The organism is Pseudomonas sp. RIT-PI-r (assembly GCF_001297015.1).
GTDB lineage: Bacteria > Pseudomonadota > Gammaproteobacteria > Pseudomonadales > Pseudomonadaceae > Aquipseudomonas.
Genome location: NZ_LIGE01000025.1, coordinates 66,170 through 78,026, shown reverse-complemented (window position 1 = coordinate 78,026; position 11,857 = coordinate 66,170). Strand labels below are relative to the sequence as shown.

Here is an 11,857-nt window from a genome sequence, read left to right as displayed (position 1 = left end):
GCTTAGAACTGCCAGTTCAGGCTCAGGCCAACGCCATGAAGCTTCTCGCGACTGGCCAGTTGTCCGTTGTAATCAAGGTTCATGCGTACGTCGCGGCTCAGCGCCAGACTGGCTTGCACGCCGACCAGCGCGGCGTCGCGCACCAGCGCCGAACTCTCGACACGGTAAGGCGTGCCGCCGCTGGCGAAGCGCAGGTGTTGCTCGGCATCGATGTCGCTGAGGCTGTGTTGCCAGCCGAGATGGCCGCTGACATCGAGCGATTGCGCCGGCGACAGATTGAAGGTCTTGATCGCTCGTACGCCGAGGGTGCTGAGCACCGCGTCACGCTGATCGCCCGAGCTTTTCAGCGCGGCGGCATCGCCCTTCTCGGTAAACCCTTCCGTGTCGACGTGCACATAGGCGAGGTTGGCGAACGGCTCCAGCGCCAACGGTTGCAGGTGAAGTTGATACGCCGCTTCGCCGAACACTTGCGTGGTGCTCGCATCGACCTTGGCCTTCTGTTTGGCGCTGACCTCGCCGTACTGCAGATCACGTTTGACGTCGCCGCGATGCCAGCTGTACGCCGCGCCAGTGCTCAGTCGCCACGCGCCGATGTCGTGGCCCGCGTAGGCGCCGAGGTGATAGCTGTCGACCTTGGCCGAAGAATGCGTGCCCGAGCCCATGCTCAACGAACTGTCGCTGTAACCCGTCACCAGACCAATGCGTGTCTGCTCATCCAGCGCGCCGTCGACACCAGCCAGCAAGCCGCCAATCGAAGTGCTGTAACCCGCCGTGTCGTGGCTTGAATCGGTGCTGCCCCAGGCGCCGAGTGCTTTGATCCAGCCATTGCTTTGCGCCGCCGTCGCGTTGTGCAAACGCTCGTCCACGGCATCGCGCAATTGACGACTGTCGTTGATCAGCATCGAACCGAGCGCCGGGTAGATTTCGCCGCTCAATTGTTGAAACGCCTGTTGCGCGGATGCCGCGGATGACGACAGCAGCAGGCTTTCGAACACCGGGTTAGCGGCGCCCAGCCCTTCGATCGCAGCGGCCACCGAGCGTTGGTTCGGGGTTTGGCCAACACTGGCGAAGGATGTGGCATTACGTTCGATGTTGAGTTGAATGCCGCTGGCGGCGTAATCGAGGCTGCCGCCGATGAACAGGTAGTTGGGCAACACCGCGCCGAACTGGCCCTGAATGCCGCCGGCCGCTTGCAGAATGTTGTACTGATGGCCGAGCAGACTTTGCACTTGGGCAGTACTCAGCAGCGTCGGGCTGTTTTCCAGTGACAGGCTGACGGTAGCGCCGCTGATGGTCGCGCTGCCGCCGGCGACGATGCGGTCACTGGCGGTGGGCGACAGTTCCACCGCGTAGGTCGAACCCGCTGCGAAAGTCACATCGCCAGCCACGTTCAAGGTGCCGATGGAATTGCCCGGCGCCACGCGACCGCCGCTGTTGGCGAGCAATGCGCCGATGCTCCCGGAACCGCCGAGGGTGCCGCTGGCGTTGACCGTCACCGCCGAGGTCAGCGAGCCGTTGACCGTGAGCAAACCGCCGTTGACCGTGGTCGGGCCGCGATAGGTGTTGTCGCCGCTGAGGAGCAGTTGCCCACCGCCGGACTTGATCAGGCTGCCTTGATACACCCGCGTCGCTGCCGCTGCATCACGGGCCATGCCGACCGCGTAATCGGTCTGATCCTGCTGACTGGCGCCGCTGGGGATGCCGTTTTGCCAACCTTTGGCCTGCAGGGTCTGCTGCCAGGCACTGTGTTCGGCGAGGTCTTCGCGCTGACGCTGGATCAGTGCGTTATCCGAGATGTCGTTGCTCCAGACATCGCGCTGTCCGGCAGGCAGATTCGCGTCAAACGCGCCAAGTAATTGCCCCGGGCCGCGCATCGCCCGCTGCAGGTTGGCCACGCCCCAACCGACTCGTTCTGTCGGTGCGTCGGTCACCGAACCGTCCAGTTGCGTGGCAGTGGTCAGCAGCACTTGCAGCGCCTGCTGATTGTTCATGTACGGGTAGCGCTCCATCACCAGCGCCAGAGCGCCGGTGGCGTGCGGCGCCGACATTGAGGTGCCGGACTTGATCGCGTAACCGCCGCCGGGAATGGTGCTGTCGATCTTCGCCCCCGGTGTGGTAATGCACCAATACTTGGCGATGCCGCACTGGTTGTACTTCTGCTGATTGCTCTGATCGAGCCCGGACACCGCCAGCCAATGACCTTCCAGATCCGGCTGAAAGTACGGTAGCGCCGAGCGCACGCTGGCATTCGGGTAGCCGCTGTTGCCGGCGCTGAACACGTTGATCACGCCACGCCGCGAGACATCGGCAGCGGCGTCGAGCCAGGTACCTTGGTTCCAGTGCTGCGCGTAGGCGGCGTGAAGATCCGCGAGGGTGCGGTAGCTGACATCCGGCGGCTGGCTGCCCCAACTGTTATTGATCGCCCGCACGCCAGCATCGGCCAAGGCGTCGTACACCGCTTTGAAATAACGTGGATCGGGATTCGGGCCGAACAGGAAGCTGTCGTTCTTGTTGGTGTTGCCGACGTAGATCTGCGCGTTGTACGCCACGCCGTGCATGCCGCCGCCATCGCGCGAGGCGCCCATGGTGCCGACCACGTGAGTGCCGTGGGAGTCGTTGTTGGGATTGAGGGTGCCATCGACGTTGAACAGCGTGCCGTCAACGTAGCTTCCGCTCGCCAGTACCGGGTGATAACGATCCGTGGCGAACTCCGGGTGGTCGGCAGCGAAACCGGAATCGAGCGCGCCGATTTTCACGCCTTTGCCAGTGATGCCGGCGGCGTAGGCCTGGTCGGCCTGCATGCGCTCCAGACCCCAGTCACGGAGGAATTCGGCACTGCGCCAACTGGCGGCGTCGCCGGGTTTACCGGTTTCCAGGTATTGCGCCTGAACCTGGTTTGCAGAAATCACAAGCAGCAGGGTGCCGACCGAAATCGGCTTGATGCGTACGTCCATGTTCACCACTCACTTTTATTGTTTTATGCAGGTTCTTTTGCGGTGTTGCCTGTCCCCCTCACCCCAGCCCTCTCCCCGAGGGAGAGGGAGCTGACCGAGGTGTCTTGCGTCTTACATCGACCTGAAACACCGCGTCGATTATGGATTCGGTAGAGCATTTCCCTCACCCCAACCCTCTCCCCGAGGGAGAGGGAGCTGACCTAGGTGTCTTACGTCGTGCATCGACCTGAAACACCGCGTCGATTATGGATTCGGTAGAGCATTTCCCTCACCCCAGCCCTCTCCCCGAGGGAGAAGGAGCTGACCGAGGTGTCTTGCGTCTTACATCGACCTGAAACACCGCGTCGATTATGGATTCGGTAGAGCATTTCCCTCACCCCAGCCCTCTCCCGAGGGAGAGGGAGCTGACCGAGGTGTCTTACGTCGTGCATCGACCTTAAACACCGCGTCGATTATGGATTCGGTAGAGCATTTCCCTCACCCCAGCCCTCTCCCCGAGGGAGAAGGAGCTGACCGAGATGTCTTGCGTCGTGCATCGACCTGAAACACCGCGTCGGTGTTGGATTCGGGTGACGCTCGTTCAGGTCGGTGTACGTCTGCAATATCCCCCGATCAGTCCCCTCTCCCTCTGGGAGAGGGTTAGGGTGAGGGCTGTTGAGCGACCACAAAAGCCTCATCCACCCGCGCCAGATCCTGCTCGTTCAAGGTCCCGGCGTAGTAATGCAACTTGGTCCAGGCCATCAAGTAGTCGTACCGCGCCTGCGCCAGATCACGGCGCGTGGTGAACAGCTGCTGCTCGGCGTTCAGTGCGTCGAGGTTGGTCCGCTCACCACCGAGAATGCTCTGCTTGGTGGACACCACCAGCGCTTCAGCCGAGCTCAGCGCTTTCTGATAAGCACGCAATTTGCTCACTCCGGACAGGCAGGCGCTGAACTGCCGACGCAGTTCGATCAACGTCTCGCGCGTCTTGCCATCAAGCTCGTACTCCGCCTGTTCCATGCTGCGGCTGGCCTGACGCGTGGACGCCGACACACCGCCACCGGCATACAACGGCACGCTGACTTCAAAACCGATGGTGTTGGTTTCGTAGCGCTGGTTATAGGTGTTGCCGCTTTCCGACTCGTTCTGGCGCATCGAGGCATAGGCATTGATTTTCGGCAGATGCCCGGCACGATTACGCTCCACTTCGTAGCGCGCAACTTCCACGGCTTGACGTTGCGAAGCCAGATTCGGGTTGTTGCTGACCGCCATCTCGTGCCAGGTATCGTAATTGGCCGGTTGCAGGGCGAAGGTCTGGAAGTTCTGATCCAGTGGCGCCAGATCGCCGATATCCACCGCCGGTGCGCCGACCAGTGCGCCCAATTCACGCAGCGCGGCATCCTGCTCGTTACGCGCCTCGATCTCTTCGGCAGTGGCCAGCTCATAGCGCGACTCGGCTTCGAGAATGTCGGTACGGGTGCCCTCGCCCTGCTTGAACATGTGTTCGTTCTGCTGGAACTGCTGCTCGTACGCTTTCTTCTTCGCCTGAGCGATGTCGATCTGATCCTGTGCGAACAGCGCCTTGGTGTAGTTATCCAGCACGCGCACCAGCAATTCCTGGCTTTTGCCACGGAAGTTTTCGTCGGCAAACAGCGACTGCGCGACACCTTTGCGGTACGCGGCATAAGCCTCGTAATCAAGCAGCGGTTGTTGCAGGGTCAAGGCCGAGCCGTAACTGCTGTAGTTGCGGTCGTCGGTGCGGTTGCGCGCGCGGTCATCCAGGGAAGTGGCTTTCGACGAGTTGCGCCCCTTGTTATAGGTGTAACCGAGGCGCGGCAGCAGGCCGGCACGGCCAATGGCGCGGTTCTCCAGACCCGCATCACGCTCCTTGATCGCCCCGAGGAACACCGGGTCATTGCGCAGCGCCTGTTCGTAAATCTCAAACGGCCCCATGGCCGCTACCGCTGAGTGACTCGCGAGCAGCATCATTGCCGCTCCGAGCATGGAAAGCTTATTCATACAGCCGAACATCCTTATTCTTCGGTCAACGCGGAGCCGGCCCGGTCGAGCAGCGGTTTGAACAAATAGTTGAGGAGTGAACGTTCGCCGGTGCGCACGAACATTTCTGCCGGCATGCCGGGCTTGATCACCAGCCCGTTGAGTTTTTCCATGGCCTGATCACTGACGCTGCTGCGCAGCACGTAATAAGGCACGCCGGTTTTCTCATCGACCATCTGGTCGGCGGAAATAAGGCTGACTTCGCCGGGTACACGCGGGGTTTTGCTCTGGTTGAACGCGGTAAACAGGATGTCCACCGGCAAATGCGTGCCGACCTTGTCGATGAGGTTGATCGGCAGGTGCCCTTCCACTTCCAGCGTGGTGCCTTGCGGGACGATCTCCAGCAGGGTTTCACCCTGCCGCACCACGGCGCCTTCGGTGTGCACGCCAAGATTGACGGCGACGCCATCGGCGGTAGCGATGATTTCGCTGTGTTGCAGGTCGAAACCGGCGGAAGTCAGTTGCTCCGACAGGGTGACGCTTTTCAGTTGCGCCTCGGCCAGTTGCGTGCGGACTTCCTTCTGGTATTCCTCGCCGTGCTGTTGCAGTTTCAGGCGCGATTCGAGGATACCCTGCTCGACGCGGCCGCTTTCGCCGGTGTTTTCCGCCAGTTGTTGCTGCACTTGCGACAGTTGACGCTGGTATTCCATCAAACGGTTGCGCGGAATGTAACCGTTGTCGGCCAGCGGTTGCAGGTTGCTCAACTGTTGTTGCAACGAGTCGGCCTGGGCATTCAGATCGGTGCGGGCGCGGCGCATGCCGGCCAGTTGCGCGGTGGCGCCTTCGATGCTCGCGCGCAATGCCGCTTGCTCACGATAGAACGCCTCGCGACGGCTGCTGAACAGTTGCCGCTGCCCTTCCAGAACCAGTGCCAGGCGCGGGTCCGGGTCGTTGCTCAACTCTGCCGGAAAGGTCACTTGCTTGAGGTTGTCGCGCTCGGCCTGCCAACGCGCGAGGCTGGCCCAGGCCATGCGGTACTGCGCTTGCAGCGACTGCACGTCGGCGGCGACTTGCGTTTGATCGAGGCGGAACAACGGCTGGCCCTGCTTCACGATTTCGCCTTCGCGCACCAGAATCCGGCTGACCACGCCGCTGCTCATTGACTGCACGGCTTTGCGCTTGCCCGAGACCACCACGGTGCCTTGCACCGGAATGCCTTGATCCAGCGGCGCCAATGCCGCCCAGGTGAAGAAACTACCGGCACCGACGATCGCCAGAATCCAGCCCATGCGCGCGAAGAATTTAGCGTCGCGCTCGGGACGTTCGGTGATGTACGCGTGCTCCATGCTCGCTTCGTTTTCAGTGTTCATGCTTGTGCTGCTCATACACCCGAATTCCTTGTCGAGGGCTGATACTGTCGGCTCATGCTGAGCCCGCCCGGTGCCTGTGCAGCTTTTTCCCGTTGTTGTTCTTGCTGGCCGGAGAGTGCCTTGAGCACGTCCTGACTTGGGCCAAACGCCTGCAAGCGACCGTCGTTGAGCACCAGCAATTTATCAGCCTGGGCCAGCACCGAAGAGCGATGCGTCACCAGCACCACCGTGGTGCCTTGGGCTTTGAGCGCGGCAATGGCGCTGGCCAGCGCTGCTTCGCCGACGGTGTCGAGGTTAGAGTTCGGTTCATCCAGCACTACCAGGCTCGGCGTGCCGTACATTGAACGCGCCAGGGCCACGCGCTGCTTCTGGCCGCCGGACAAGCCACTGCCGTCCTCGCCCAGTTGCGTGTCATAGCCTTGCGGCAGGCGCAGGATCATTTCGTGCACGCCGGCCTGTTGCGCGGCGGCAACGACCTTCTGTGGATCGGCCTCGCTGAAACGGCCGATGTTCTCGGCGATGCTGCCGCTGAACAGCTCGATGTCTTGCGGCAGGTAGCCGATGTACGGGCCGAGCTGGTCGCGGTTCCAGCGATGAATATCAGCGCCATCCAGACGCACAGTGCCACCCAGCGTCGGCCAGACACCAACCAGCACCCGCGCCAGGGTTGATTTGCCCGAGCCGGAGGCGCCGAGCACGCCGAGCACTTCGCCGGCATTCAGATTGAAATTGACCATTTGCAGGGTCGCCGCACGTTGCCCCGGTGGGCCGGCGCTGACCTGTTCGAAGGTGATCTGGCCTTTCGGCGGCGGCAGCGCCATGGCGTCGTCGCTGGGCGGAAACGCTTGCAGCAGTGCATCGAGACGGCGGTAAGCCAGCTTCGCCCCGCTCCACTGTTTCCACACGGCTATCAACTGGTCGATCGGGCTCAGTACACGACCCATCAGAATCGAACCGGCGATCATCATCCCGGCGGTCATGTCACCCTTGATCACCAGCAATGCGCCCAGCCCCAACACCAGCGATTGCAGGCACAGACGCAGGGTTTTGCTGAGAGAGCTGATCACCGCACCGGTGTCACTGGCCTGATTTTGCAGGCCGAGGAAGCGCGAGTGCACCTGGAACCAGCGTTTACGCAGGGAACCGAGCATGCCCATCGCCTGAATGGTTTCGGCGTTGTGCAAATGGCTGGTGGCCAACTGGCTGGACTTCTGCGAATAACCGGCGGCTTCGCCCAGCGGCTTTTTGGTCATGTATTCGTTCAGGCACGCCAGCCCTATCAGCAACAGTGCGCCCGCGGTAGCGAGCACGCCGAGCCAGACGTTGAACAGGTAGATCACAAACAGATAGACCGGGAACCACGGTGCATCGAAGAACGCGAACAGCGCCGGCCCAGTGACGAATTGGCGAATGTGCGTCAGGTCGCCCAGGGATTGCCCGGCGTTGCCCTCGCCCTTGAACAGATTGCGTTCAAACGCCGCTTGGTAAACACGCAGGTTGAAGCGGCGCTCCAACTGGCTGCCGATGCGGATCACGATAAAGCTGCGGATCACTTCCAGCATGCCGATGAAGGCAAAGAAGCCGACGACCATCAACGACAGCATCGCCAGGGTCGTTTCGTTCTGCGACGACAGCACCCGGTCATAGACCTGAAGCATATAGATGGAGGGCACCAGCATCAGCACGTTAATCAGCGCGGTAAAGCAGCCGACGCTGATCAGGATGCTTTTATAGTCACCCAAAGCCTTGAATAACGGAGCGGTGGCTGGGGCCTTCGCCATCTTCATTGATTCTTCCTGAAATGTTCGGTCTCGCCACACTTGGACGAAGCCTAAATTAATGTTCCGCTTACCTGCGAAAGATGACTTGCAAGTACCCGCTTACACTTTCATAACAACTTGCGTAATTAACAGCGGTGCAGTTGTCATTCGACGTCTCTTATAACCAGCTTGTGGCGCTTTATATTAAAACTTTGTCGCGGATTCGATAATCAAGGCTGTTTCACTGTGTGCGTTAACGTGATCACCAGACCCGACTTCAAAGTGGTCAAGTAAAGCCCGTCACGTTGTCGGCTGAAGAACTGGATTCTTGAACCTTCCTTGCCGGTGATCGACAGGCCGTCAGGATCGGGAAACCAGCCGATCGGTGCTTCATCAAGCCATGCGCCCAGGCAGTCAGCGCCTTGACCCAAAGTCTTGTTTGCGAGCAATTCGACGAGGCAAGTATTCGAAGGCTTGTCCTGCTGCTGTTGCGTTTGCGGGTCTTCATCCCGGGTAGACAACGTTGCCTGCCACTGGCCGGCCAACACCGAGGGTTCTTCGAGTCTGAGGCTGCTTGCCATGCTGGTTTCTCCTGAAATCGTGATCAGCGCCGCCACGAGCCACGCCATTGCCTTGTAGGGAAAAGCTTTGTAGATCATGGGAATATTCGCTCCGGCGTGTAGCCTTGCTTACAGAGCAACACGATGCAAGGAGAGAAAGCGGCGCATCACGCGCCGCTTTCCTGCTTCACATCACGCTACGATGTCGCTGAATGCCGCCTGGCCTACGGTGCTGACCTGGAAATCAGCCGAGCCATGCCCGGAGAAGTCCACCGACAGCAGGCTGTTGCCGCCCGACGAAGTCAGCACTGCATCGCCCGCCGCACCGGTGAAGGCATTGACGAAGTGCAGGCCGGCGCCTTTGGTGATTCCGGTCAGATCGATTTTGTCCAGACCACTGACGAAATCGAGGATCTGATCGATCGCACCTGGCTTGGAGTCCGAGCTGGCTGCGAACACAAACGTGTCCGAACCCGCACCGCCCCACAGTTTGTCAGCACCACCGCCACCCCAGAGGATGTCGTTGCCGGCACCGCCCTTGAGCTCGTTGGCCACGCTGTTGCCGATCAGCAGATCGTTGCCCGAACCACCGATGGCGTTCTCGATGATCGCGCCCTTGGCGATGGACACGTTGCCTACCATGCCACCAACGTCGGAGAACGAGGCGTCATTGAGGTTGATCTTCTGGTTCTGGGTGAAGCCCGAGAAGTCCAGAGTATCCTTGCCGCCCGCGTCCCACACCGAGAACACCACTTTGTCACTCGACGACGAAGCGCTGAGGAAATCACGACCAGTGTTGGAGTTGAAGCCGTAGGTGGTGTCACCGGTTCGGGTGGTGGTGTTGGCACCGTAGAGCTTCTGGATCGCAGCAATATCGTCCATCAGCGGGCCGGAGGAATACGCTTCTACGCCGCCCTTGCTGAAGTTCTGGTTGGTGTTGCTCTCGCTCCAGTAACTCATGATGCTGTAACCGCGGGTGTCCTGGCCGTAGGACGCATCGTTGTAAGTCGGGTTGCCATTGCCGGCGTTGTAGTCGCCAGGGTGGGCAAGGCCCAATGAGTGACCGATTTCGTGAGTCAGGGTCTGACGACCGTAGTTGTTCAGATCCGGGTTCTTGTTCTGCGTGTAGCCACTGTTGATCAGGTACCACGAGGTGCCGTCATAACCAGCACCGGTGCCTGGCAGATAGGCGAACGCTGCAGCGCCATCCTGGCCACCGCTGTAGTTACCGAAGGTCATGTGGCCGTCACCACCTGAGGCTTTCTCGGTGAAGGTCACGTTGGCCACGTCTGCCCAGGATTGCATGGCGAGCTTGGCTTGGGCTTGTTGTTGTGCACTGAATTGACTGAACCCGCTGATCCCGTGTTTGTACATCGTGCTGGACGATGCCGAAGTCAGGAACGTGTAGGTGAGTTCGATCTTGCCGCTGCCATCCTTGTCCTGGTAGGCAGCGCCGTCGCGCAGCAACTGGGTTGCGGCCTGGTCGACGGAGAAGGAGGGTTTGCCATTGACCGTGAGGTTGCCGCCACGATCGTATTGGTGGCTGAAGCTATCGATCTGGTTAAATGCCGAGCTGGCTGCGGCCAGAGGTTGCGGCGCCGCAGACAGCAAAAAAGCCTGTTCGGCGGTATCAATAGCATTAGCTTTAACTTTCGACATAAACACACTTCCTTGTTTAGCAATGGAACAGTTTTTGTCCGATAGCGACAATCTCTGGCGAGATAGTCCTATCACTCGCCCAATGAAGGCATCAGAAACCTGACACAATTTGAAATCTGACGTAAAGGATTTTTTTGAGATCAAACCGGAGTGTTTCGGGAAACTGCCGTAAACAAAGCGTGTGGCGATGAAAGAATGTTTTAGTTGTGCGGCTCTTGCCTAATTGTCTGACGATTTTCTATTTAAATATTAAATATGGGTAAGTTGTTTTTTGTTAGGCGCGTCTCACTTTTCTGCACTTTATTAGTGCGATGCCAGTGTATTGATATCAACCAAACGGCTCACCCAAACTGTAGGAGCTGACGAGTGAAACGAGGCTGCGATCTTTTGACTTTGCCTTTCAAAAGCAAGATCAAAAGATCGCAGCCTGCGGCAGCTCCTACAGGGGAAAAGCGAGTCAGCTACCCGTACGGATCTTGTTCCAAACCCGCGTGCGGATGCGGTCGATGTTTAGCGGCATTGCTTCCAGCGCGAACAATTTGCCCATCATCTCCGGACTCGGATAAACCTTGGTGTCATTCTTGATTGCCGGGTCGATCAGGCTGTCGGCTTGCTCGTTACCATTGGCGTAGTGCACGTAGTTGCTGATGCTGGCCATGACGTCCGGGCGCAGGAGGTAATTCATGAACGCATAACCGGCCTTCTCGTCCGGGGCATCGGCGGGCATGGCGACCATGTCGAACCAGATTGCCGCGCCTTCCTTGGGAATGTTGTAGCCGATGTCGACACCGTTCTTGGCTTCCTTGGCGCGGTTTTCCGCTTGCAGGATGTCGCCGGAGAAGCCGACGGCCACGCAGATATCGCCGTTGGCCAGGTCGCTGGTGTACTTCGAGGAATGGAAATAGCTGACGTACGGCCGCACTTTCATCAATAAGGCTTCGGCCTTCTTATAGTCCTCGGGATTTTTGCTGTGGGGCGGCAAGCCCAGATAGTTGAGCGCTGCCGGGAGCAATTCCGGGCCGTTGTCGAGAATCGCCACGCCGCACTTCTGCAACTTCTCCATGTATTCGGGCTTGAAGATCAAGTCCCAGGAATCCACCGGAGCGTTGTCGCCCAGCACCGCTTTGACTTTCGCGATGTTGTAGCCAATGCCGGTGCTGCCCCATAGATACGGGAAGCCATGCTCGTTGTTCGGATCGTTGACCTGCAAGGCCTTGAGCAGCACTGGATTGAGATTCTTCCAGTTCGGCAACTGGCTCTTGTCGAGTTTCTTCAGCGCTCCCCCTTGAATCTGCCGGGCCATGAAATGGTTGGACGGAAAGACCACGTCGTAGCCGGATTTGCCGGTCATCAACTTGCCGTCGAGGGTTTCGTTGCTGTCGTAGACGTCATACGTGACGCCGACGCCGGTTTCCTTCTGAAAATTCTTCGTGGTGTCTGGCGCGATGTAGTCGGACCAGTTGTACACCTTGACCGTTTCCGCCGCCTGAGCGAGGGAAACGGCAAGCATCAGCGGTGCCAGAGCAAGGGTCTTTCGGATCATGGGGCGATTCCTGTGTAGGTTTTTTTGTTGGCAG

The 11,857-nt window shown here is 59.5% G+C and carries 7 protein-coding genes; all 7 read right to left on the bottom strand.

What is annotated here, in order from left to right; translation table 11 throughout:
- Positions 1 to 2 precede the first annotated feature (2 nt).
- A complete protein-coding gene (gene eprS / locus AK821_RS12370; RefSeq protein WP_064389902.1) occupies positions 3 to 2,954 on the bottom strand; it encodes an autotransporter serine peptidase EprS in 2,952 nt (983 codons plus the stop codon).
- A gap of 639 nt (positions 2,955 to 3,593) precedes the next feature.
- The gene (locus AK821_RS12365) at positions 3,594 to 4,964 is read right to left on the bottom strand and encodes a TolC family outer membrane protein (RefSeq protein WP_064389901.1); all 1,371 of its coding nucleotides are present in this window, start codon (positions 4,962 to 4,964) and stop codon (positions 3,594 to 3,596) included.
- 2 nt (positions 4,965 to 4,966) lie between these two features.
- Positions 4,967 to 6,316, bottom strand: a complete 1,350-nt coding sequence (locus AK821_RS12360) for an HlyD family type I secretion periplasmic adaptor subunit (protein WP_064389900.1) — start codon at positions 6,314 to 6,316, stop codon at positions 4,967 to 4,969.
- Entirely contained in the window at positions 6,313 to 8,088 is a 1,776-nt protein-coding gene (locus AK821_RS12355) for a type I secretion system permease/ATPase (RefSeq protein ID WP_064389899.1), read from the bottom strand. Before AK821_RS12355 ends, AK821_RS12360 begins: the two co-directional genes overlap by 4 nt.
- Before the next feature lie 203 nt (positions 8,089 to 8,291).
- Positions 8,292 to 8,720: an AprI/Inh family metalloprotease inhibitor gene (locus AK821_RS12350; RefSeq protein ID WP_152974158.1), complete on the bottom strand. Its 429-nt coding sequence runs from the start codon at positions 8,718 to 8,720 to the stop codon at positions 8,292 to 8,294.
- Between the two features lie 93 nt (positions 8,721 to 8,813).
- Positions 8,814 to 10,280 carry a serralysin family metalloprotease gene (locus tag AK821_RS12345; protein ID WP_064389898.1) on the bottom strand — a complete coding sequence of 489 codons (1,467 nt, stop codon included), beginning with the start codon at positions 10,278 to 10,280 and terminating at the stop codon, positions 8,814 to 8,816.
- Positions 10,281 to 10,737: 457 nt separating this feature from the next.
- Positions 10,738 to 11,823 (bottom strand): polyamine ABC transporter substrate-binding protein, encoded by a 1,086-nt coding sequence (locus tag AK821_RS12340; protein WP_064389897.1) that lies wholly within the window; start codon positions 11,821 to 11,823, stop codon positions 10,738 to 10,740.
- Between the last annotated feature and the right edge of the window lie 34 nt (positions 11,824 to 11,857).